The sequence below is a fragment of the Agrobacterium sp. rho-13.3 genome (assembly GCF_033957765.2).
Classification (GTDB): Bacteria; Pseudomonadota; Alphaproteobacteria; order Rhizobiales; family Rhizobiaceae; genus Agrobacterium.
The window spans coordinates 2678467-2700037 of record NZ_CP192774.1; the positions used below are offsets into that span (position 1 = coordinate 2678467).

At 58.3% G+C, this 21571-nt stretch carries 22 protein-coding genes and 1 riboswitch; of the genes, 6 read left to right on the forward strand and 16 right to left on the reverse strand.

Going from position 1 to position 21571, the window contains the following annotated elements; all coding sequences use genetic code 11:
• Window positions 1–104 precede the first annotated feature (104 nt).
• The gene (locus tag RMR16_RS13005; RefSeq protein WP_320201088.1) at window positions 105–311 is read right to left on the reverse strand and encodes a DUF1737 domain-containing protein; all 207 of its coding nucleotides are present in this window, start codon (window positions 309–311) and stop codon (window positions 105–107) included.
• On the reverse strand, window positions 308–1219 hold the full coding sequence (locus RMR16_RS13010) for an HpcH/HpaI aldolase/citrate lyase family protein (RefSeq protein ID WP_320201087.1): 912 nt from the start codon (window positions 1217–1219) through the stop codon (window positions 308–310). The genes RMR16_RS13005 and RMR16_RS13010 overlap by 4 nt, the downstream gene beginning before the upstream one ends.
• Before the next feature lie 111 nt (window positions 1220–1330).
• Here RMR16_RS13010 and RMR16_RS13015 point away from each other — a divergent pair, with 111 nt between their 5' ends.
• The 3 genes from RMR16_RS13015 (at window position 1331) to leuB (ending at window position 3626) form a co-directional block, all read left to right on the forward strand.
• Entirely contained in the window at window positions 1331–1570 is a 240-nt protein-coding gene (locus RMR16_RS13015) for a hypothetical protein (protein WP_320201174.1), read from the forward strand.
• A gap of 135 nt (window positions 1571–1705) precedes the next feature.
• A complete protein-coding gene (gene leuD, locus RMR16_RS13020) occupies window positions 1706–2311 on the forward strand; it encodes a 3-isopropylmalate dehydratase small subunit (protein WP_320201086.1) in 606 nt (201 codons plus the stop codon).
• A 202-nt stretch (window positions 2312–2513) separates the two neighbouring features.
• Complete coding sequence (gene leuB, locus RMR16_RS13025) at window positions 2514–3626, forward strand: 3-isopropylmalate dehydrogenase (RefSeq protein ID WP_320201085.1); 1113 nt, start codon at window positions 2514–2516, stop codon at window positions 3624–3626.
• A 65-nt stretch (window positions 3627–3691) separates the two neighbouring features.
• On the opposite strand, the gene RMR16_RS13030 is transcribed toward leuB, so the two are convergent.
• From RMR16_RS13030 to RMR16_RS13045, 4 genes are all read right to left on the reverse strand, one after another.
• The gene (locus tag RMR16_RS13030) at window positions 3692–4924 is read right to left on the reverse strand and encodes a cytochrome-c peroxidase (RefSeq protein ID WP_320201084.1); all 1233 of its coding nucleotides are present in this window, start codon (window positions 4922–4924) and stop codon (window positions 3692–3694) included.
• Between the two features lie 110 nt (window positions 4925–5034).
• A complete protein-coding gene (locus RMR16_RS13035; RefSeq protein ID WP_320201083.1) occupies window positions 5035–5412 on the reverse strand; it encodes a hypothetical protein in 378 nt (125 codons plus the stop codon).
• Between the two features lie 11 nt (window positions 5413–5423).
• Window positions 5424–6320, reverse strand: a complete 897-nt coding sequence (gene yghU, locus RMR16_RS13040) for a glutathione-dependent disulfide-bond oxidoreductase (protein WP_320201082.1) — start codon at window positions 6318–6320, stop codon at window positions 5424–5426.
• 126 nt (window positions 6321–6446) lie between these two features.
• Window positions 6447–7760, reverse strand: a complete 1314-nt coding sequence (locus tag RMR16_RS13045; RefSeq protein WP_320201081.1) for a cobyrinate a,c-diamide synthase — start codon at window positions 7758–7760, stop codon at window positions 6447–6449.
• Window positions 7761–7978: 218 nt separating this feature from the next.
• Between RMR16_RS13045 and RMR16_RS13050 the strand changes: the two genes are divergently transcribed.
• Entirely contained in the window at window positions 7979–9085 is a 1107-nt protein-coding gene (locus tag RMR16_RS13050; RefSeq protein WP_320201080.1) for a cobalt-precorrin-5B (C(1))-methyltransferase, read from the forward strand.
• On the opposite strand, the gene cobM is transcribed toward RMR16_RS13050, so the two are convergent.
• From cobM to cbiE, 3 genes are read right to left on the reverse strand one after another with little or no spacing between them, the layout of a single operon-like run.
• The gene (gene cobM, locus RMR16_RS13055) at window positions 9064–9837 is read right to left on the reverse strand and encodes a precorrin-4 C(11)-methyltransferase (protein WP_320201079.1); all 774 of its coding nucleotides are present in this window, start codon (window positions 9835–9837) and stop codon (window positions 9064–9066) included. The two genes, RMR16_RS13050 and cobM, sit on opposite strands and share 22 nt — an antisense overlap.
• Window positions 9834–10241 (reverse strand): cobalamin biosynthesis protein, encoded by a 408-nt coding sequence (locus tag RMR16_RS13060; RefSeq protein WP_320201078.1) that lies wholly within the window; start codon window positions 10239–10241, stop codon window positions 9834–9836. Before RMR16_RS13060 ends, cobM begins: the two co-directional genes overlap by 4 nt.
• The gene (cbiE, locus tag RMR16_RS13065) at window positions 10208–11476 is read right to left on the reverse strand and encodes a precorrin-6y C5,15-methyltransferase (decarboxylating) subunit CbiE (RefSeq protein ID WP_320201077.1); all 1269 of its coding nucleotides are present in this window, start codon (window positions 11474–11476) and stop codon (window positions 10208–10210) included. The genes RMR16_RS13060 and cbiE overlap by 34 nt, the downstream gene beginning before the upstream one ends.
• Here cbiE and RMR16_RS13070 point away from each other — a divergent pair.
• Window positions 11475–12242, forward strand: coding sequence for a cobalt-precorrin-6A reductase (locus tag RMR16_RS13070; RefSeq protein WP_320201076.1), 768 nt, complete (start codon window positions 11475–11477; stop codon window positions 12240–12242). The genes cbiE and RMR16_RS13070 overlap by 2 nt on opposite strands.
• On the opposite strand, the gene RMR16_RS13075 is transcribed toward RMR16_RS13070, so the two are convergent.
• Genes RMR16_RS13075 through RMR16_RS13105 form a run of 7 tightly spaced genes read right to left on the reverse strand, consistent with a single transcriptional unit; the run spans window position 12209 to window position 20522 of the window.
• Complete coding sequence (locus tag RMR16_RS13075) at window positions 12209–12970, reverse strand: precorrin-3B C(17)-methyltransferase (RefSeq protein ID WP_320201075.1); 762 nt, start codon at window positions 12968–12970, stop codon at window positions 12209–12211. The two genes, RMR16_RS13070 and RMR16_RS13075, sit on opposite strands and share 34 nt — an antisense overlap.
• On the reverse strand, window positions 12967–13749 hold the full coding sequence (locus tag RMR16_RS13080) for a precorrin-2 C(20)-methyltransferase (RefSeq protein WP_320201074.1): 783 nt from the start codon (window positions 13747–13749) through the stop codon (window positions 12967–12969). Before RMR16_RS13080 ends, RMR16_RS13075 begins: the two co-directional genes overlap by 4 nt.
• A complete protein-coding gene (locus RMR16_RS13085) occupies window positions 13746–14378 on the reverse strand; it encodes a precorrin-8X methylmutase (RefSeq protein ID WP_320201073.1) in 633 nt (210 codons plus the stop codon). The genes RMR16_RS13080 and RMR16_RS13085 overlap by 4 nt, the downstream gene beginning before the upstream one ends.
• Window positions 14375–15718: a precorrin-3B synthase gene (cobG, locus tag RMR16_RS13090; RefSeq protein ID WP_320201072.1), complete on the reverse strand. Its 1344-nt coding sequence runs from the start codon at window positions 15716–15718 to the stop codon at window positions 14375–14377. Before cobG ends, RMR16_RS13085 begins: the two co-directional genes overlap by 4 nt.
• Entirely contained in the window at window positions 15715–19062 is a 3348-nt protein-coding gene (gene cobN, locus RMR16_RS13095; RefSeq protein ID WP_320201071.1) for a cobaltochelatase subunit CobN, read from the reverse strand. The genes cobG and cobN overlap by 4 nt, the downstream gene beginning before the upstream one ends.
• A 3-nt stretch (window positions 19063–19065) precedes the next feature.
• Complete coding sequence (cobW, locus tag RMR16_RS13100; RefSeq protein WP_320201173.1) at window positions 19066–20103, reverse strand: cobalamin biosynthesis protein CobW; 1038 nt, start codon at window positions 20101–20103, stop codon at window positions 19066–19068.
• Entirely contained in the window at window positions 20097–20522 is a 426-nt protein-coding gene (locus RMR16_RS13105) for a DUF1636 family protein (RefSeq protein WP_320201070.1), read from the reverse strand. Before RMR16_RS13105 ends, cobW begins: the two co-directional genes overlap by 7 nt.
• 114 nt (window positions 20523–20636) lie before the next feature.
• A riboswitch (cobalamin riboswitch) is annotated at window positions 20637–20848 on the reverse strand.
• A gap of 105 nt (window positions 20849–20953) precedes the next feature.
• Here RMR16_RS13105 and cobO point away from each other — a divergent pair.
• Window positions 20954–21571: a cob(I)yrinic acid a,c-diamide adenosyltransferase gene (gene cobO, locus RMR16_RS13110; RefSeq protein WP_320201069.1), complete on the forward strand. Its 618-nt coding sequence runs from the start codon at window positions 20954–20956 to the stop codon at window positions 21569–21571.

Genomic DNA, 21571 nt, shown 5'->3' on the forward strand with positions numbered 1-21571 from the left:
GGCTTGTCCCGAGCATCTTTTACGTCGAGGTTTTGGAGACGTGATTAGATCCTCGGGACAAGCCCTAGGATGACGCCGATGAGCGTTCCGCCACCTAACAAATCTTACTGCTCACCCAACTTCATATCCGGATGATATTCCTTGCCCTCAACGGTCTTTGTCACCGGCTGGCCGCACTGCATCACACCTGTTGCTGCATTGAACGCATAGGTCGGCGAACCCGCAAGTTCCCAGCCTTTGTTGAGCGCTTCCGTGACGCGATGACAAAACTTTGCATCATCTGGACCGGTGATAAAACGATAGACCTTCATGCCTTTTCTGCCTTTCGTTGGTCGATGATCGCAGCGAGTGCGACAAGCCTTGTCGCTTGGCCAACATGCAGCCGCTCGATCATCCGCCCGTTGGAATTGATGACGTTCAATCCCACAGATTCGGGTTTTGCGAAAGCCGCAATAATCTCGTGTGCCTCTGCCAAAGCATCTTCATCCGGTGCAAAAGCCCGGTTCGCGGGTTCGATTTGGGCGGGATGGATCAGCATCTTGCCATCAAACCCCATGGCGCGACCCTGCGCGCACTCGGCAGTAAAACCATCAAGATCACGAAAATCATTCGATACACTGTCGATGACCTCCAGCCCATAGGCGCGGGCGGCCAGCACGACCTGCATCAGCCATGGCACAAGGTAGGTCCGTCCCGGTTGGGCAGGCACCCGCGTTTCCTTGCGCAGATCATTGAGGCCGATGACAAAACCACCCAGCCGCGCACCGAGCGTATGCGAAGCCTCGGCAATGGCGGCAACGTTCAAAATGCCTTTCGGCGTTTCGATCATCGCCCAGATTTTGAGTGTGTCCGCCGCATCCGCTTCGGCCAACACATCAGCGACATCGTGAATATCGGAGGGCTGCTCCACCTTGGGCAACAGCACCGCATTCGGCTGACACGCGATAACAGCCTTCAGATCATCCCGCCCCACGTTGGTCGAGACAGGATTGATGCGGATCATCGTCTCGCGACCGATCAATGGTGTTTGCGTAAAAAATGTGAGGAGGTTGTCGCGTGCCTCGTCTTTCATCTCCGGTGCGACCGAATCTTCCAGATCAAAAATCACGCCATCGCAATCCAGCGAGCCAAGTTTTGCCAGTGCGCGCAGGTTTATAGCGGGCACTGAAAGCAGCGAACGGCGCGGGCGGACAGTATTATCGACATAAAATTCGGCCATGCCGCACTTGTGTCAAGCTTTTGTGACATTCACAAGCAGATAGGCGGTGGGAATCCTCTTGCAACCACGTTGAAGAAGGCCCACATTCGTCTGGACAGAAAGGTTTTGACCATGCAGGGCATTCGTACATTCTTCATCGCGGCTTCCAGCATCGCACTTCTGGCTCTCGCCGCACTTTTCACCGCATCGTTGACGATTGCGCTGGTTGGCACCTTGGCTGTTATCAGCCTCGCGCGGGTCTTTTCAGCCCGCCTTAAACCCGCTCCGATCCCGGTCAATCCACGCCATCGCCAGACCCATGAAAACATGCGCGTTTGGAACGATGGTCGGGGCACGATCATCGATCTCTGATCCGACAGCGCAGCGCGTTTTGATGGGGCGTACCGCCTTTGCACGGTTCGCCCTTCAAATATGTCCGCTTTTGCGCTATTTGGGCAGAAAGCCAGCGCGATATCGCGCGCCGTTCACAAGATTTCGGAGTGACAGATGGACAAGTTCACCAAGCTGACGGGCGTTGCCGCCCCCATGCCGGTCGTCAATATCGATACCGACATGATCATTCCGAAGGACTATCTCAAAACCATTAAGCGCACTGGTCTCGGCACCGGTCTGTTCGCGGAATCCCGTTATCTGGAAGATGGTTCGCCAAACCCGGATTTCGTCCTGAACAAGCCAGCCTATAAGAACGCGCAAATTCTCGTCGCGGGCGATAATTTCGGCTGCGGGTCTTCGCGCGAACATGCGCCGTGGGCGCTGCTGGATTTTGGCATTCGCTGCGTGATTTCCACCAGCTTTGCCGATATTTTTTACAGCAACTGTTTCAAGAACGGCATCCTGCCCATCGTCGTCAGCCCGGACAATCTGGAAAAGCTGCTGGACGACGCCTCGCGCGGTTCGAATGCCGTTTTGACGGTCGATCTTGAAAATCTGGAAATCAGCGGCCCTGATGGCGGCACGATCACGTTTGAGCTCGACGAGTTCAAGCGCCACTGTATGCTCAATGGGCTGGACGATATCGGCCTGACGCTGGAACATGCGGGTGCCATCGATACATTCGAGAAAAGCAACGCATCGGTTCGTCCCTGGGCTTGATCGTTTTTTAGCACACCTCTTTAAAGCCGATTTGGTGCATAGCCCGTACCAAATCGGCTTTTGCCTTCCTTGAAATACCCAATCTCCAAGGCTAAGAAGCCTGCACCCTGCAAGGCTTGCCGTTGCGGGACACGAATTTTGTCGAAGCGCCCGCCGTTTTAGAAACCAGCTATGGTTTTCCGGCGTGCCAAGGAGGGTTTTCATGACTGTGCGCACGCTTTTCCTGCTCCCCGGTGACGGTATTGGCCCCGAAGCCATGGCGGAAGTCCGCAAGCTGATCGATTATCTGAATAGTGAGAAGGCCGCAGGCTTCAAGACCGAAGAGGGCCTCGTCGGCGGTTGCGCCTATGACGCACATGGCGTGGCGATCTCCGATGCCGACATGGAAAAGGCGATGGCCGCAGATGCGATCCTGTTCGGCTCGGTCGGTGGACCGAAGTGGGATGGTGTTCCCTATGAAGTGCGCCCGGAAGCCGGTCTTTTGCGCCTGCGCAAAGATCTGGAGCTTTTCGCCAACCTTCGCCCCGCCATTTGTTACCCAGCCCTTGCCGCTGCCTCCTCCCTGAAGCATGAGCTGGTGGAAGGCCTCGATATCCTCATCGTTCGCGAATTGACCGGCGGTGTTTATTTCGGCGAGCCGAAGCAGATCATCGATCTCGGCAACGGCCAGAAGCGCGGCATCGATACGCAGATTTATGACACGTTCGAAATCGAACGCATCGCCAGCGTGGCTTTTGAGTTGGCCCGCACCCGTGACAACCGCGTCTGCTCCATGGAAAAGCGCAACGTCATGAAGTCAGGCGTTTTGTGGAACCAGGTCGTTACCGAAACCCATGCGGCGAAGTATAAGGACGTACAACTGGAGCATATGCTGGCGGATGCTGGCGGCATGCAGCTGGTGCGCAAGCCCAAGCAGTTCGACGTCATCGTCACCGACAACCTGTTTGGCGATATGCTGTCTGACGTCGCCGCCATGCTGACCGGCTCTCTCGGCATGTTGCCGTCAGCCTCACTCGGTGCACCCGATGCCAAGACCGGCAAGCGCAAGGCGCTTTATGAGCCTGTGCATGGCTCCGCACCGGATATCGCCGGCAAGGGCATCGCCAACCCGATCGCCATGATCGCCTCTTTCGCCATGTGCCTGCGCTATTCGTTCAACATGGTGGACGACGCCGCAAAGCTGGAAACAGCAATCGCCAACGTTCTGGACAAGGGCATCCGCACCGCCGACATCATGGCGGAAGGCAGCCGTCAGGTCAGCACGTCTGAAATGGGCGATGCGGTTCTGGCAGAGTTCAAGGCGCTTTCGGCGTAAGACACACGCCAACTTTCGTCATGCTCGGGCTTGTCCCGAGGATGACGCGAGGTGGAAGATGACCTTTAATTGCCTGCCGCTTTCGGCATAATCGACGCGGGCTGGACGGCCGGCGTGGCATCGTCATTCGGCAAAAGATGCTCATATCTCTTGTCGGTCAGCGTTTTTAAAAACGCCACAACGGCATCCACCCGCTTGTCATCCATTGCAGGCGCAGACGTCAGTTCCGTCATCGCGATATTGTCGGGCACCTCGGGGGCATCCCACGTCACGCCGGTTTCCGGGTTGATCTGACGGCTCGGCTTTTTGCTTTTGTATTTCACATAAAACAGCACGACCGTGCGCAAATCCTTGAACACGCCATTGTGCATGTAAGGTCCAGTCACAGCGACATTGCGCAATGTCGGCACCTTGAACTTGCCACGTTGGGCCGGATCACCCGCCACAGCCGGGTTTTGCGCCAAACCGAGATCAACCGCATCTGGCTTGGAGCCATTCGCCGCGCGTACCGCCTTGTTCGCCGGAACGCCGATATTGAAATATTTGTGGTTGGTGAAAAGCCCGTCGGAAAGCCCGTTTGCACCCCTGATCTCATGGCAGGTGTTGCAGTTGGTGAACTGTGTGGATGAAATCAACACCCGGCCAAGCTCTTCCTGATCGGTCAGCTTTTCCTCACCGCGCAGGAAGCGGTCATATTTCGAATCGAAGGTCGAAAACTCATCGGAGCGCTCGAAAACGGCCAGCGCCTTGGTCATCGCCGCAAAGGCATCATCGTCTTTTTTGAAAACATCGCCGCCAAATTGCGTGCCAAAAGCGCTCGCATAATCCGGGTTTTCCTTCAGGCGTTTTACGACAGCGGCCTTGTCCGGCATGCCCATTTCTATCGGGTTCAGGGGCGGGCCAGCAGCCTGATCTTCCAGCGCAGATGCACGACCATCCCAGAACTGCCCGCCGATATATTCGCCAGCAGCATTCTTGCCAAACGGCGGTGTGAACTTTGCGTAGGCAGCGCTCGGCGCGTTACGATCTCCCAGCGACGTGCCATCGTCACCCAAGGAAACATCACGCCCCACTTTGTCGCTATCACGCGCATCGGTAAAACCCGCCGCCTGCATGTGGCAGGTGGAACAGGCCATGGTGCGGTTTATCGAAAGGTTGGGGTCGTTAAAAAGTGCGGCACCCAGCTTTTCCAACGTCGCATAATCCTCGCCGCCATGCGCAAACTCCCCCGTGCCAATGCCAGCGGGCAGCAAGGTAAAAGCGCATGCAGCGACAACGCAGAAAAAATGTCTGACCATGGCGAGACGCCGGAATAGATGAAACTGGGGAGCTCTATAGCACTTCGCGAATGCGAAGCACACAAACTTTCGTTGCCCGCTCCACTTTGCCGCAGACCATCACCTTCGAGTTAAATCTCGAAATAATTCTCAAACGATTCCGGGAAATTCTGCCGTGCCAGCCGTTCGTCGATCACCAGCATCGACTGATAGGACAGTGGATCGAAATCCTTGTCCGCAGGCAAAACCTCGCGCCCGAACAGCAGGCTAAGACGCGCCGCATCCAGATTGCCACGCTCGAAGGGCTCACTGCCGAACTGGTGCCACAGCGCATGCATGAACGCGGCATCGATTTTGTGCGTGGCGGAATTGTCGCGGGCGCGGCGAGGGATGAATTTTACAGGCGTGACGCCGCGCGGGTTTGCGCGGCGTATGGTGAATTGTATGCCCGTGCTCGGCATGCCGGATGGAAAACCGCGGTGTTTTGTCATCTCAGGCAGCTTTGCCATACTCTTCTTCCTTATGCTGTGCCGATTTTGTCCTGTGTCTTCGTGTCGAAGTCGGACGCATCGTGGCGTTCGTGCAATTGTTCCGATAGCTCGCCGGTTGCCTTGTTGACCATCCGACCGCGCTTTACCGCAGGACGTTCCGCAATCTCAGCCGCCCAACGTTGAAGATGCTTATAGCTTTTCACGTCAAGGAAAACATCGGCCTTCGGATAAGATTGTCCGCGCGCCAGATTGCCATACCATGGCCAGACGGCAATATCCGCAATCGAATATTCCGAACCGGCAAGATACTGGTTCTCTGCCAGATGGCGGTCCAGCACGTCAAGCTGTCGCTTGGCTTCCATCGCAAAACGGTCGATCGCATATTTGATGTGAATCGGCGCATAAGCGTAAAAATGGCCAAATCCACCGCCCAGATAGGGGCCGGATGCCATCTGCCAGAACAGCCAGTTGATTGCCTCCGTGCGGCCCTTGTGTTCTTTCGGCAAAAACGCACCAAACTTTTCTGCAAGATACAGCAGAATGGAACCGCTTTCGAAAACGCGCGTCGGCTCTGGCGTGGAATGGTCCACCAATGCCGGGATTTTCGAATTCGGGTTGGCCTTGACGAAATCCGAGCCGAATTGCTGACCTTCGCCGATACGGATCAACCACGCATCATATTCTGCACCTGTATGGCCTGCGGCCAGCAGCTCTTCGAGCAGAATGCCAACCTTCTGACCATTGGGTGTTGCCAGCGAATAAAGCTGAAGCGGATGCTTTCCGACAGGCAATTCCTTGTCATGCGTCGGGCCAGCAATCGGGCGGTTGATGTTGGCGAACTGACCGCCATTGCCCTTTTCCCATTCCCAGACGTCGGCTGGTTCGTAACCGGCGGGAAAGTTATTTTCGGGGGATTTCTCGGTCATGAAAATCTGTCCTTGTTCAGTGGATCGGGCGCGAGATACCGGCGCACGCAAAGCAATATAGGTACGCTGTGACGTTTCCTCCACTGCAACATCGAACAGAAGAATGCCGCCAATGAAAAGAACAATCTAACCTTTGGCGATGGCGTGAAAAAACGTACCCGTCACCATGCCGCGCCTGCCACCGGAAGCGCCGAGCGGCTTGCCCTGCCCATCGGCAATGTCCGCAAAGGCCAGATCATGACCCGGATCAATAACGCGCGCGTAATGAAACTCGTGGCCGCGCAAAACATCGCCAGCGCGACCAAGCGGGCCATCTGCGGCAATCTTCGCCTGCCGATACCCAAGGTTCATCTTGCGTTGGGCAAAACTTGTGGCGTGGGAGAGAAGTCCGGTCATTGCGTGCGTCACGCCGTCTGCATCTTCCAGAGCTGCACCCAGCACCATGTAACCACCGCATTCGCCATGCACCGGCTTTGTTTCTGAAAAGCGGGCAAGGCCTGTTTTGAAAGTGTTGGCCATGGCAAGTTGTCCGGCATAAAGCTCAGGGTATCCCCCAGGCAACCAGCACACATCGCAAGACGCATCCGGCGCTTCATCGGCGAGTGGTGAAAACGGCATAATTTCCGCACCGGCCTCATGCCAATGGCGCTGATGGTGCGGATAAAGAAAAGTAAAAGCAGCATCCTGCGCTAGCGCAATACGCTGACCGGGCGGCGCAATCGCCGCTTCCACCGAACCCTGCGGCACATCCACCGGACGCGCTAGCGAGAACAGTGCATCGAGATCGATCGCCTTTTCCATCGCATCGGCAAGTCGTTCGATATGCGCGTCGATTTCGGGGTGTTCGCTGGCCTGCACCAGCCCCAGATGCCGTTCCGGCAGCACCAAAGATGGATCACGCATAACGCAGCCCGCCACCGGCAGACCAATCTTTTCAATCGCCTCGGAGCAGAGCGTACGATGCCTTTCGCTGCCAGCCCGGTTCAGCACCACCGCAGACATCTTTACCGCTGCGTCATAATGGGCAAAACCATGGGCAATGGCCGCCGCCGTCTGTGATTGGCCGGATATATCCAGTACCAGAAGTACCGGAATGCCAAACAGCCGCGCCAGATCAGCCGCCGAACCCGTGCGATTATCCGGCACCACAATGCCATCGAACAGCCCCATGGCGCTTTCGATCAGCACCAGTTCCGCATCACCCGCCTGCTGCGCAAACAAATGCCGCAGCAAATCCGGCTGCATGGCCCAACTGTCGAGATTAAGTCCCGGCGTTCCCGCCGCAAAAGCATGAAAGCCCGGATCGATATAATCCGGTCCTGTTTTAATACCACGAACCTTGATGCCACGCCGCGCAAAAGCCCGCAAAAGCCCGATGGTAACACTCGTCTTGCCGGAGCCGGAACGCGGCGCACCGATGATGATTGCCCGCGCCGTCATACGAATTTTCCCTCAGTCCTCTGCTTGTCACAGGAATCCAACCCGTCCAAGTCCTTGGGCTGAAAAGAGTCTTTCCGCCGCACAGACGCGGTTCGACTGGATTGCTGTGACAAGCACAGGAATGAGGATGGAATGTTTTTCAAAATAAGCGGTCTCGACATTCGCACTGCCTGTTGTTTCCCGATGACGGCCAAACCCGTAACCGCTATAGAAACACGATGGAAACGGATGGAAAAAATCTGCGTCGCGGCTGGACGACCGGCGCTTGCGCCACGGCGGCGACCAAGGCCGCCTGCGCCGCGTTGCTGACCGGTGATTTTCCATACCCCGTCGAGATCGAACTTCCAAGCGGCAAGCGTGTCGGCTTTTCTTTGGCAACCCAGCAAAAAGGCGATGGCTTTGCCCGTGCAGGCGTCATCAAGGATGCAGGCGATGACCCGGACGTGACCCACGGCGCATTGCTGGAAAGCACCGTGCGCCCCGGAAAACCCGGCACCGGCATCACGTTTAAAGCGGGAATCGGTGTCGGCACCGTCACCCGCCCCGGCCTGCCATTGGCCGTGGGAGAACCCGCCATTAACCCTGTGCCGCGCAAAATGATTGAAGCAGCTATCCGCGAAGTAGCAGGCGAAAATGCCGATTTTGAAGTGGAAATTTCCGTGGAAGACGGCGAGAAAATCGCCGAAAAAACCTTAAATGGCAGACTTGGCATTCTCGGCGGCATCTCCATTCTCGGCACCACCGGAATCGTCATCCCGTTTTCCTGCTCGGCATGGATCCACTCCATCTGGCGCGGCATCGATGTCGCCCGCGCCGAAGGCTTGCCGCATCTTCTGGGTGCCACTGGCAATGCCTCGGAAAAAGCCGGACAGGCGCTGCATGGCTTACCGGAAACAGCGCTGATCGACATGGGCGATTTCATCGGCGGCATGTTGAAATATCTGCGCACCCACCCCGTCGAAAGAATCACCGTCGCCGGCGGTGTTGCCAAAATGACCAAGCTGGCGGAAGGCATGTTGGACGTGCATTCCAAACGCGGCCTTGCCGATCTGGATGCCTTGGCAAAGCTGGCGGTAGAAGCGGGCGGCGATGAGTCTTTGGCGAATTTTATCCGTCAGGCCAATACGGTCGCCCACGCCTTCACTATGGCCGGTGAGGCGGGCATACACCTCGGCAACATCGTAGCCCAAAACGCATGGAAAACCGCAGCGGCGGCCCTCAACAAATCAGAGATTTCACTGGAAATTCTGGTGTTCGACCGTGACGGCACACTCAAAGGCCGCGCCGGTTTCACACCGTCCAATCAATCCTCCGCAGTCCCTTGAGGCGAGCGGAAACGCCGCACATAATCCGTGCTGTAAAGCGCGCTTTCACGAAAATCCTCTGACGCCAAACCCTTGCCGACAAAAATCAGCGCCGTGCGCTCCACCGGCTCTTCCGCAAGCTTGGCTTCGATATCGCTGAGCGTCCCGCGAATAACCCGCTCTTCCGGCCATGATGCCCGCACGACTATTGCCACCGGACAATCGGCCCCATAAAGCGGCGTCAAATCTTCCACCACCTTGGCAATGGCATGGATGGCAAGGTGAATGGCAAGCGTAGCGCCCGTTGCGCCAAATGCCTTCAACGTTTCCGTCTCCGGCATTTTCGAAGCGCGGCCCGAAATGCGCGTCAGCACAAGGCTCTGCGCCACCTCCGGCACTGTCAACTCACGGCGCAATGTTGCAGCAGCGGCGGCAAAGGAGGGGACGCCGGGCGTGACGGTATAATCCAGCCCCAGCCGTTCCAGCCGGCGGATTTGCTCACCCATGGCGCTCCAAACCGAAAGATCGCCGGAATGCAGCCGCGCCACATCCTTGCCGTCACGGGCAGCGGCTCCATATTCCGCCTCGATGTCATCCAGCGAAAGCGCTGCCGTATCGACAATCCGCGCACCATCAGGGCAATACGCCAGCAATGCCTTCGGCACCAGCGATCCCGCATAAAGGCAGACCGGGCAGGCCGCGATCAAATCGCGCCCGCGCACCGTGATAAGATCAGCCGCACCCGGACCGGCGCCGATAAAATGAACCGTCATTCTTCGTCTCCAAAAGTGGCAAGCGCCACCGTAATATCGCCCATCACCATACGCGGGGCGACCAGCCTCGAACCTGTTCCCAATGCCGCGAGAGCCGAGGCTTCACTGAGACTAGGCGAACCGGAATGTTTCAGGCTCGTTTCCGATTGGGTGGTCGTGCGCCCGCCCGCATCCTCGAAATCCGCCTGCGCCACCACCACAAAGGCCAAGCCAAGCCGTGTTGCTGCTTCCATCAAACCCGGCTCGTCCGCTTTAATCGGTGCCGTTGCGATGAAATCGATCTTCACACTATGCGCCCGCGAAACCTGCTCCAATGCGGCAATAATCGCATCCGCGCTGGCACCCTTGCGGCATCCTATGCCAGCGACAATCACAGCTTGACCGCCGACTTTATCCAGGCCCATTGCGTCACCGGCATAGCTGGACGCCAGCCCCGCATGTTGCCCACCGGCGAGGCACGCGCAACTTCAAGCCGGATCAACGAACCGCCGAGCTTGTGTTGCGCTGCCAGCAAAACGGCTTCCATTTCCAGCGTCACCGCATTGGCCACCAGCCGCCCGCCGGGTTTCAGCGCCGTTATGGCACCATCCAACACCCCGGCCTCGCTGCCGCCACCGCCAATAAAAATCGCATCCGGCGTCGGCAGACCGTCGAAGGCATCCGGTGCCGCACCAATCACCACCTCCAGCCCCGGCACACCGAAAAGCTCGGCATTGCGGGTGGTGCGTTCGGCCCTTTCCGGATGCTGCTCAATGGCAATCGCCCGAAGGGACGGATGCGCCAGCATCCACTCAATACCGATGGAGCCTGACCCGGCTCCGATATCCCACAGCAATTCACCGTGGCGCGGAGCCAGTGATGACAATGTCACCGCCCGAATTTCCCGCTTGGTGATCTGCCCATCATGCTCGAACAGCGCATCATCCAACCCTTGCGCATAGGGCAGAACACGCGCCTTTTCATCCGCAACAACATCAATTGCCACGACATTCAGCGGGTCGATATACGCAATAGAAAAATCCGCTACGTTACCATGCTGAACCTTTTCACGCGGCCCACCCAAAGCTTCCAGCAGAATAAAATCCGAACGGCCAAACCCTGCTTCCGACAAAAGCTTAGCCAAAAGGGCAGGGGCTTTTTCATCCGATGTCAGCACGATGAGTTTCGCGCCGTGATGCAGATGCGGGCGGATGAGATCGATGGAGCGGCCATGCAGCGATACACACTCCGCATCCTGTAATGCCCAGCCAAGCCGGGAAGCGGCCAACGAAAAGGCGGATGGTGCCGGGTAAGACACAGTTTCTTCCGCCGCCACATGCCGCAGCAACGTTACGCCGACCCCGTAAAAAAATGGATCGCCAGAGGCCAGTACACAAACCTTCCGTCCCCGCAGCGCCATGACATCGGCCATCGCCAGATCAAACGGCACCGGCCAAGGCCGCGCTTCGCCCGTAATTCCATCCACCACCAGCGCCAGATGTCGCTTACCACCGAACACAAACTCAGCCGCTTCGATGGCGCGCCGCGCATTCTCACCAAGCCCGGAAAGCCCGTCCTCACCAATGCCGACGATGGAAAGCCACGGCGCAATCGCCTTTTCGGTGGATGCGCAGTACATTCCGGCATATTTAGAAGCCATGACACGCTCCATACTTATTCTCGGTGGCACGGCGGATGCCCGCCTTCTGGCCGGAAAATTGGCTGACGAATCCGGCTATCGGATGTTGCTGTCCATGGCAGGCCGCACCCGCGATCCCGTTCCGCAACCCGTGCCGATGCGAACCGGCGGTTTTGGTGGCGCCAGCGGCCTTGCCGCTTTCATCACCGAACATGCCTTCGATATTCTGGTGGACGTGACCCACCCTTACGCGGCGAGCATTTCCGCCAACGCCATGAGGGCAGCGGCAATTGCCAACGTGCCGCTGGTGACGCTGGAACGCCCGGCGTGGAAAACACAGGCTGGTGATGACTGGCAAAGCGTTGCCGATGTCGAAAGCGCCGTCAAAGCCCTCGGAACCGAGTGCAAAAACGCATTCCTCGCGCTGGGTCGTCAAGAGCTCCTGCCCTTCGAGGCTGCACCGCAACACAATTACCTTATCCGCAGCGTCGACCCTGTTGAGCCGCCGCTGACCGTTCCCAGTGCGCATTACATTACCGCGCGTGGACCCTTTGCGGTGGAAGACGAAATCAACCTGCTGCGTGAAAACCGCATCGAGTTCATTGTTTCCAAAAACTCCGGTGGCACGGCGGCCTATGCTAAAATCGAAGCGGCGCGGCAGCTTGGCATCACAGTTTTGATGATCGAGCGACCGCCGCTTGCCCGCACCGCCACCGTGCCTGATATCGATGCTGCACTGTCCGCCATTCGTCATCAGCTTTCCCTTTTGGAAGAGCGTGGTGAATAGACGATCGGCTCTTGTCCCTTGCGTTCGATCAGACGTGTTTCGACCGAACCAACGATGATGCAGGTCGCCATATCCGCCATATCGCTTGCGGCATCTGACAGCGGAACGACGCGAATACGCTCATCCACCCGCCCGGCCGCACGCCCAAAAATCACCGGCACCGACCCCGGCAGATGGGCTCGAAGCACATCAAATGCCGTTGCCAACTGGTGCGGGCGCGCCTTGCTGACGGGATTATAAAACGCCATCACGAAACCTGCCTCAGCCGCTGCAATCAGCCGTTTTTCGATCAAGGGCCATGGTTTGAGATTATCCGACAGGGAAATGGCACAAAAGTCATGCCCCAGCGGTGCACCGGCTTTCGCCGCCACCGCCAACATGGCCGTCACGCCCGGAACGACGCAAAAATCGATGTCCCGCCATTCGGCAGGACCGTTTTCAATCGCCTCACAAACAGCTGCTGCCATCGCAAAAACACCGGGGTCGCCACCTGAGACCACACAAACTTTGCCGCCCGCTGCGGCCAACCTCAGTGCCTCCTTGGCACGAGACAACTCTTCACGATTGTCAGACGCGTGGCGGCGTTGATGCGGCTGCAACGAAAGCCTGTCCAAATACGGAATATAACCGAAAAAATCCTCAGCCTCGCGCACGGCATCCAACGCTTCCGGCGTGATCTGCCCCAGATTACCCGGGCCAAGCCCGACAACGGTTAGCCGCCCGCTCACAGCGGGTCTCCGTGACCCGGCCTGTCTTTCCAACCTGGCACCAGCACCAGCGAGAAGTAAGGCGCAGTCGTTTCATCCCGCTCCACCAGCCGCACTGCGTGACCATCTGCCATCGTGCCGCGCTCCACGTAAAGCGCGCTTTCCAGCTTACCCGCTTTTTCCAGCGCACGGCGGATTTTCGGCAGGTTGCGACCAACCTTCATAATCACCGCGCCATCCGTGCCGGAAAGCCGTTCCGTCAGTATGTCTTCACCCAGCGTACCGGGCAGGACGCTCAAAATATCATCCCCCTGCACCAGCGGAAGACCAGCCATGGACCAGCAGCCGGACATGGCCGTAATGCCCGCCACGACCTCTGCCGGATAAGACGGCGCAAGCCGCAAATGCAGGTGCATATAAGAGCCGTAAAACAGCGGATCGCCTTCGGACAGCACTGCGACACTGCGCCCCGCATCCAGATGTACGGCAATGTCCTTCGCCGACTGATCGAAGAAGCCGGCAATCGCACCACGATAATCGTCGCCGTTTTTGTCGCTTTCCACCGTCACAGGGTAGACCAGCGGCATTTCCAGTGTCCCGGGGCGAATGAAGCTTTCCACGATACAACGCCCATTGCCCTTGCTGCCCTTTTTACAAAAGAAAGCAACCACATCGGCATTCTCAATCGCCCGCACAGCTTTTAGCGTCAAAAGCTCAGGATCCCCCGGCCCGGTGCCGACGCCGATCAGCTTTCCCTTCAGCGCTTTTTGTGGAGCAGGATCAAACAGCGCAGCACTCATAGGCCTGCCCTCGCCACGGCATTGATCGCCGCCGCCGTCATCGCAGAGCCACCCAGGCGGCCTTTGACGATGGCATAGGGAATTTTGAGAGGGCTTTCCTCCAGCGCATCTTTGGATTCCCGCGCACCCACAAAACCAACCGGCATACCAATGATAGCCGCAGGTCGGGGTGCGCCGCGTTCCAGCATTTCCAGCAGATAAAACAGCGCGGTCGGCGCATTACCGATGGCCACCACTGCACCATCCAGCTTGTCTGCCCACAGGTCGAGAGCAGCGGCAGAACGTGTATTGCCAATCTGCTTGGCCAAATCAGGCGTGCGCGGATCGCGCAGCGTGCAGATCACCTCGTTACGTGCGGGGAGACGCGCATGAGTCACGCCATGCGCCACCATCTCCGCATCGCAGAGAATGGGCTTTCCCACTGCCAACGCACCGCGTGCAGCGGACACGAAATCCGCCGAAAACCGAAAATGTTGTGCCGCTTCCACCTGCCCGCAAGCATGGATCATACGCATGGCGATGTCGGCCTGCTCAGGCGTGAAAGCAGACAGGTCCGCCTCCTCACGCACCATCGCGAAGGAGCGCTCGTAGATCGCGTTACCATCGCGAATATAGTCGTATTCAGTCATCGGTCATCCTGTCGGAGCGCCGCAACAATCTTTTGCCTGCCAAGACGGTCAAGCAGAGTGCGGGCATTTTCTCCGGGCTTATGTTCTTTTTCATATAAACGAGCAAGTCGCGAAAGCGCAGCCTTTTGCTCCGCAAAGGGCAAAATCACGTCTGGAATGTCTGAGACACGGCCAGAAAAAGTGAAGGCAAGCCCCTCGGCAGTGCCGGAAAACGCAAGTAGCGAAGAGGTGGGGTGCGCGCAGCCCTTGCCGCACCCGGAAAGATGCAGCGTCAATGATCCATCCAGCAAGGCTGCAAATTCTACAGCCGCATGGTTTGCCAAATCCCGCGTGGGTATGAAGGCGGATGCACAAGCGGGTTCCCCCGCGCAGACTGCGATAGAGGAACGCGGGTCGTCAGCGCCAATCACAAAACCGGCTTGCTGTGCGTGAGACAGCAGGGCTTCGCAGGCGCCTTCACGACCAACAAAAAACAGCCCATGGGCCGGTCCCGGCCTCACAGATATTATACCGAGCGCCGACGCCTTACGGCAAAGCGCCGAAAGTGCCTCTGCAGAGATTTGCCCAAACGCCGGTGCAAGCGCGGCGGCGGAGAGATCATCTGTCAGCCTCATAAAACCATAAGGCACTGCCGCCGTTGTAGGCACATCGACATTGCGTTCGATCAACCGATCCCCGCAAATTCCGCACACCGTTTCAAGGTCCAAATCACGCCCCCGCGCATTCGGTCCTTTTTCGGCAAGATGGACAAGTAGTTCGATAACAATAGCGGCAGCATCGCCCGCCCGCAGTACACCGGCCTTTAACGCCTTGGCCTCCGCACCACCCAACATCAATTGCCAGAAATCACCATCAATGGCCTTCAGCCTTATATCGGCGAGCAGATCAAGCATCTGCACATGCCCGCCGCCATCAACGATAACGGACATTTTAGCGGCCAATCGCTCATGCAGATTGAGCGCTGCCGCCGCGTCAGATATCCGGCTCACGATGGCTCGCGTATCCGCAATTGTGGTGTCGTCCAGTCCCGCAAGCGGCGAAGTTTCCACCGCCAGCCCTTGCCGCAAGGGCAGACCAAGCGCTAGAACGTCGACTTCCAGCGCATTAGCACTCTTCACCGTCAGGCCGCGAAACTGCACGCCACCGCGTGCCGTAATATCCAGCAGCCCGTTGCCGTGAAGCGCTGCGAGCGCGCACAGGTTCTGCAAATCCTCCGGTGACATACCATCCGTGAACGCAACACGAGACAGCAGCCCATCGCCCGTTTGCATGGGCGCAGACAAGGCCGGACAAACGCCTCGGCGCGCAAAAGGCTTGATATCCACGAGGTGCGCGCTCATGCGCTTTCCCTCGCCCGTTTCGGGGCGATCAGCATTTCCAGCTCCGCATCCACGGCATTGCGGCGGCTGTGCCAGAGGCCGCGATGGCGGGCAGAGAAAAAACGTTGCGCCATCACTCCTGCCGCTTGCGGGTTTTCCCGCAGAATGAAGTCGCGCACCTCTTCATTGCCAAAATAGGCGTCGTAAAGCGCCTCTATCAGCGAGGATGACACCGCATGGGTGGTTTCCGCAAAGCCGATCAGTCGGTCTACCGTCTCGGCAAATTCCGCAGCACCACGCGGACCATGCCGCATCTGCCCGGCGATAAAGCGTGGATTGATTGCGCGGGCGCGCACCACGCGCGTGATGGCTTGCGCGATGGAGCGGGCGCGTGGGCGGGTCGGGTCTGTCGTGTCCAGTGCCACCACATCCGCCGCCTGGCCAAGAGCCGCCTTGGCCGCTGCAAAACCGCCGATGAAGGCGACATCAGACGAGCCGTCCAGCAGGTCACGGCCCGGATCATCACCGGTATGAACCAGCAATTCGGCCTTTTCCACCTGCGCGGCAAAACCCGGATCGACAAACACACCTAACCCGTCCGCCCCACCAAAAGCGTGGCTTGCGGCGTCGAGATAGGTCTGGCCAAGCTCTTCGCGCTCATCCCAGCGCCCGCTTGCCAGCTTTTCCTCAATGCCCGCGCCATAAGTGCCGGGTGCAGAGCCGAAAATGCGCGCGGGGATATGACCGAGCGTTACGGCCTCTTCAGCCAAGGGGTTATCGCCGGGTGATTCCTCACGCCGCGCGATGGCTTTTGCGGCGGCATCCAGCAGCGCAATCAACGCCGGAAACATATCGCGGAACAGGCCGGAAATGCGGAATGTCACATCCACTCTGGGTCGTCCAAGGGCAGCGGGTGGCAGCACTTCGATGCCGGTAACGCGACCTGTGGCGGGATCGTAGATGGGCCGTGCACCCATCAAATGCAACGCCTGGCCCACATCTTCGCCGCCATTGCGCAGAGATGCCGAACCCCACAGATCAAACACCAGATGTTTCGGCCAATCGCCATGGCTTTGCAGATAATGCCGCAACACCTCTTCGCCCGCCACGCGCCCTAACTCGAAAGCGGTTGGCGTGGGCATGGTGCGCGGATCGGCAGCGTAGAGGTTCCGTCCCGTCGGCAACACATCCAGCCTTCCCCGCGCTGGCGCACCGGAAGGGCCAGCGGCAATGTGCCGCCCATCCAGCGCCGCAAGCAGCGCCGTCGTTTCCGCCGCCGCACTTTGCACCCTCAGCGGATCGACATCGTCCACCGCACAACGGCCAAACACATGCTGGCCATCCTTGATGGCAAAATCCTTGAGATCACACAGAAAAGCGTCGATACGCGACAACGCCGTATCGGCATCGTCCTGCGTCCCCACACCGGCATCCGCCGCCAGCCCGGTTTCCTCCGCCTTGTCAACAATCAGCTTCGCCAGCCGGTCACGACGCCGACGGTCTAGCCCATCTGCCTGCGCATATTCATCGACCAGCTGCTCCAGCGCCATTTGTTCTGGAGAAAGCCCGGCATCCATCAGCACAGGCGGAATATGGCCGATGGTGACAGCAGCGATACGCCGTTTCGCCACCGCCGCCTCCCCGGGATTGGACACGATAAACGGATAGATCACCGGCAGCGAACCGGTGACGATTTCCGGGAAACAGTTTTGAGATAGGGCGACGGTCTTGCCCGGCAACCATTCCAGCGTGCCATGGGCACCGACATGGATAATCGCATGGGCATCAAAACTGCGTCGCATCCATGCGCCAAACGCCAACAGAGCATGGCGCGGCGGCAGGCTGGGGTCGTGATAATCGACACGGCGGCCTTCACTGCGACCGCGATCCGGCGCAAGCGCAACCGTTACGGCTCCGAATCGAGCGGCGCGAAAGCGGAATTGGCCGTCTTGAATGGCGTCGTCGCCTGCCGCATCGCCCCACGTCTCATCCAGTGCCTGATTGGCCGTCTGGGGCAACAAGGTGCGGAATGCTGAATAGGCATCGATTCCAAAACCAGCCGTCTCGGTTTCAACGCAGTCGAGCAAGCCACGCGCCGTTTCGGGAATATTTTTGACCGCATATCCGGCATCCCGCAGATCACGCAGCATTTCCAGCACGCTTTGCGGCACGTCCAGCCCCACCGCATAACCAGTACGCCCCGGTGCAGCGCCGGGATAATCCGGCATCAGAATGACGATCCGCCGTTCAGCAGGCGCAGCCGCTTTCAGTCGAAGAAACGCCGCGATACGCTCCGCAACTTGTTGGACGCGATCTGGTTCTGGCGTATTAACCAGCCCTTGCCCAACAAGCGGATCAGCTTGCTTGAACGAAATAACACCGCCAAGAATTCGTCCATCCAGTTCCGGCAACACCACATGCATGGCGAGATCAGACGGGTTCAGCCCGCGCATATTCTCTGCCCAGCCATCCCGCCGCGTCGTGGCCATGATGACCTGAAAGACCGGCACATGCAGCCGGTCAAACAATGTCTTGCCGCAGTCATCCGTCTGACTGGCAAAGGCGGTTGCCGCGATGATCGCTGCCGGCTTCAAAGGTTGGAGTGTGTCTTCCAGAAACCAGATCGCCTCACCATCCTTCAACCCGCTGACAAAGATTGGCAGCGGCGCCAAATCGCGCGCCTTTAACGCCGCAAACAGCGCATCGATAGGCGCAACATCTGCCGCCAACAGCATGGAGCGATAAAACAGAATCGGCAGGAGAGGGGCGTTTGCGGCAAAACCATCTAGCGCTACCGGCAGATCGACAAAGCCCTCACCTGGACGGTAAAATCCGGCTTTCGGCAGAGGTTCAGGCTTGATGTCCGGCCAAACTTCGCCGCTAGCAAACTGCGCTAGCCCTGCCGAAACACGGCCCATATTGTCCGGCCCGCCCTCGCGGAAGAATGAGAGGATTGCGGAAAGCGTTTCTAGGTCAACCGTGGATGCCGCCTCCAGTTTTTCGTCGCGCTCGCTGCATTCACCGGGCAAGAGCACCAGCTTGATACCGCGCGCCCGCGCCAGTCTGGAAAGCTGATCCACGCCGTAACGCCAGCGATCAGCCCCACCTAGAATCCGGATAAGGATCAGCTTGGCATGTTCCGCCGTCTTTTCGATCCACAGATCGACCGACATCGGGTGGCGAAGCTCTGAGAGATTGGCAGACACCAGCGAAACCAAACCGCCGCTTTTCGACCACCCCCGCTCCAGACCGGCCAGATCACTGGCCGAAAAAGACAGCACCACCACATCTGCCCGTGGCTGGTTGAGATCAACCGGCTCTATCAGGTCGTCCAGCGACGACGATGTGGTGGCGAGAATGTGCATGGATCAGGCAGCCAGCATCCGCTCGATTTTTTCGCGGTTGATGCCCTTTTCACCGATCACCACCAGACGGCTGCGGCGCACTTCACCGGCAGCCCAAGGGCGGTCGAAATAATGATTGACCCGCGAACCGACCGCCTGCACCTGTAAACGCATTGGCTTGGCAGAGACCTCAACAAAACCCTTGATGCGCAGCACGTTTTCAGACGCTGCCGCCTCAGAAATTCGCACCGCCAGCGCATCGGCGTCGGTCACAGCATCCAGCTCCACCACAAAGCTGTCGAACTCATCGTGATCGTGGTCTTCTTCCTCATCATGATGCGTATTGCGGTTGTCGATATCCTCTTCCACCGCAAGGCCAAGGCCGATCAAAACGGCAGGATCGATGACCCCGTTGGATGCCACGATGATTTTCGCCGCCTTTGGAAGATGGGCGTTGATATGCGCCTTGGCACGCTCCAGCCCGGCCGCATCCAGCAGGTCACCCTTGGTCAGAACGATCAGGTCGGCGCAGGCAATCTGGTCTTCGAACACTTCTTCAACCGGATCATCGTGATCCAGTGCCTCGTCATTCTGACGCTGGGCGGCAAGTGCTTCCAGATCATGCGACACCAAGCCTTCGGCCAGTGCCACACCATCGGCAACGGCCACAACGGCATCCACCGTCACGCGACTTTTGATCGCTGGCCATTGGAACGCCTGCACCAGCGGCTTCGGCAGAGCGAGGCCCGATGTTTCGATCAGAATATGCTCGACACGTGGCTCACGGCTCAGAATCTGTTCGATAGCGGGCTGGAAATCATCCGCCACCGTGCAGCAAATGCAGCCATTGGCCAGCTCCACGATGTTTTCTTCCGGGCAGCTTTCAATGCCGCAACCTTTGAGAATATCGCCATCGATGCCGACATCGCCAAACTCGTTGACGATGATGGCAAGCCGCTTGCCCTCAAGCTTTTCCAGAAGGCCGCGCAGCAGCGTGGTTTTGCCAGCGCCCAGAAATCCGGTGATGATGGTGCAGGGAACGCGGTTGAGCGTGGTCATGATGTCTCCTCGGTAAAATGCAAAGGGGGAATGCGGGCAACCATGCCACGCTTTAAAATGTCAGGCCGGCCACGCCAGGGCATCAGGCCATCCGGTGCGGCGGCCAGAAGGCGCGCGCCGGTTAAAAGATCGTCCGCATGGTCCGCGGTCAGCCCGCCAAACACATAGGACCAGCCATCGGCGCTGCGCATCGTGGCGCTGAGGCCGCGCTTGCAATTGGCAAGGCAATTAACGCTGCGCACATCGATGCCCTCTGCCTTGCCAAGCTGAATAGCGGTTTCGGCTAGCAGCGCGCCGGGGCGCGGCTCGGCATTCGGCTCCGCCTCATCCCGACAGCTGCGGCAGACGAAAACGACAACGCCAGAAGCCGTTTTGTCTTGCGCTTTTTCACTGATGCCAGACGATGTCGCTGTAATATCCAAGGGTTCGCTTTCCGCGCCTGCAAATCTTCGGGGTGCGGATATCGAAAAACGCCACGCACAAATGCGCGATCCGCCATTCGATAAGACCGGCTGACCGGAGCACCCCGCCCGGCAGACGTTTTTCCTGAAACGGCAGGTCTCCTGGCTCGCGGTGTGAAGAACGCCTTGCACCACCTTCCCGGACAAATTGTCCAGTGGCTTCACAGTGCAGGCTCACCGCTTACAGTTGCGGGGGCAGCCACGGATTGGTCAAAGTAAAAGACTGAACCGTGTTCCCTCTTAGCTTTTCCCGTTGCCGGAAAAAGACCGTCAGTCCTTAACCCTTATGCCCTGCGGTGCTTTTGTGTCAATGCCGCCCGTCATTGCCGTGCGGGGCGATTTGGCTATAGTCGCCGTCTTGAAAAGCATGCGCCGGGAAGGAATGAGACACCATGACACGCGAGATCAGCGATAGCGAAGCCGAACGCCACCGTGCCAAAATGGTCAACCGCAAGGCCGTGCAAGACGCTGAAGTCTCCGAGAAGACCGTCGAAAAAGGTCTGCTGATGGTCAATACCGGCCCCGGCAAAGGCAAATCCACCGCCGCCTTCGGGCTGGCGCTGCGCATGCTCGGCACCGGCAGGCGCGTCGGCATCGTGCAGTTCATCAAGGGCGCATGGTCCACCGGCGAACAGCAGGCGCTGACCCTTTTCAGCGATAAAATCGAATGGCGTACCATGGGCGAAGGTTTCACGTGGGACACACAAGACTTGAAACGCGATGTCGCAGCGGCCACCAAAGCATGGGAAGAAGCCAAGGTCCTGATGGCCGATGAATCCATCGGTCTGGTTGTTCTCGACGAACTGAATATCGCGCTACGTTATGATTATCTTCCCTTGGAAGAAGTCGTTGAGACCCTGCAAAACCGCCGCCCGAATTTGCATGTCATCGTCACTGGACGCAATGCTAAACAACCGCTTATCGACGCCGCTGATATGGTGACGGAAATGACGCTGGTGAAACATCACTTCAAAGCGGGCGTCAAAGCGCAGTCCGGCATAGAGTTCTAA

What these genes read in the sequence shown, in the direction of transcription:
- RMR16_RS13005 (WP_320201088.1), bottom strand. Translation starts at nt 311, where the DNA reads ATGAAGGTCTATCGTTTTATCACCGGTCCAGATGATGCAAAGTTTTGT.
- RMR16_RS13010 (WP_320201087.1), bottom strand. Translation starts at nt 1,219, where the DNA reads ATGGCCGAATTTTATGTCGATAATACTGTCCGCCCGCGCCGTTCGCTG.
- RMR16_RS13015 (WP_320201174.1), top strand. Translation starts at nt 1,331, where the DNA reads ATGCAGGGCATTCGTACATTCTTCATCGCGGCTTCCAGCATCGCACTT.
- leuD (WP_320201086.1), top strand. Translation starts at nt 1,706, where the DNA reads ATGGACAAGTTCACCAAGCTGACGGGCGTTGCCGCCCCCATGCCGGTC.
- leuB (WP_320201085.1), top strand. Translation starts at nt 2,514, where the DNA reads ATGACTGTGCGCACGCTTTTCCTGCTCCCCGGTGACGGTATTGGCCCC.
- RMR16_RS13030 (WP_320201084.1), bottom strand. Translation starts at nt 4,924, where the DNA reads ATGGTCAGACATTTTTTCTGCGTTGTCGCTGCATGCGCTTTTACCTTG.
- RMR16_RS13035 (WP_320201083.1), bottom strand. Translation starts at nt 5,412, where the DNA reads ATGGCAAAGCTGCCTGAGATGACAAAACACCGCGGTTTTCCATCCGGC.
- yghU (WP_320201082.1), bottom strand. Translation starts at nt 6,320, where the DNA reads ATGACCGAGAAATCCCCCGAAAATAACTTTCCCGCCGGTTACGAACCA.
- RMR16_RS13045 (WP_320201081.1), bottom strand. Translation starts at nt 7,760, where the DNA reads ATGACGGCGCGGGCAATCATCATCGGTGCGCCGCGTTCCGGCTCCGGC.
- RMR16_RS13050 (WP_320201080.1), top strand. Translation starts at nt 7,979, where the DNA reads ATGGAAACGGATGGAAAAAATCTGCGTCGCGGCTGGACGACCGGCGCT.
- cobM (WP_320201079.1), bottom strand. Translation starts at nt 9,837, where the DNA reads ATGACGGTTCATTTTATCGGCGCCGGTCCGGGTGCGGCTGATCTTATC.
- RMR16_RS13060 (WP_320201078.1), bottom strand. Translation starts at nt 10,241, where the DNA reads ATGGGCCTGGATAAAGTCGGCGGTCAAGCTGTGATTGTCGCTGGCATA.
- RMR16_RS13070 (WP_320201076.1), top strand. Translation starts at nt 11,475, where the DNA reads ATGACACGCTCCATACTTATTCTCGGTGGCACGGCGGATGCCCGCCTT.
- cbiE (WP_320201077.1), bottom strand. Translation starts at nt 11,476, where the DNA reads ATGGCTTCTAAATATGCCGGAATGTACTGCGCATCCACCGAAAAGGCG.
- RMR16_RS13080 (WP_320201074.1), bottom strand. Translation starts at nt 13,749, where the DNA reads ATGAGTGCTGCGCTGTTTGATCCTGCTCCACAAAAAGCGCTGAAGGGA.
- RMR16_RS13085 (WP_320201073.1), bottom strand. Translation starts at nt 14,378, where the DNA reads ATGACTGAATACGACTATATTCGCGATGGTAACGCGATCTACGAGCGC.
- cobG (WP_320201072.1), bottom strand. Translation starts at nt 15,718, where the DNA reads ATGAGCGCGCACCTCGTGGATATCAAGCCTTTTGCGCGCCGAGGCGTT.
- cobN (WP_320201071.1), bottom strand. Translation starts at nt 19,062, where the DNA reads ATGCACATTCTCGCCACCACATCGTCGTCGCTGGACGACCTGATAGAG.
- cobO (WP_320201069.1), top strand. Translation starts at nt 20,954, where the DNA reads ATGACACGCGAGATCAGCGATAGCGAAGCCGAACGCCACCGTGCCAAA.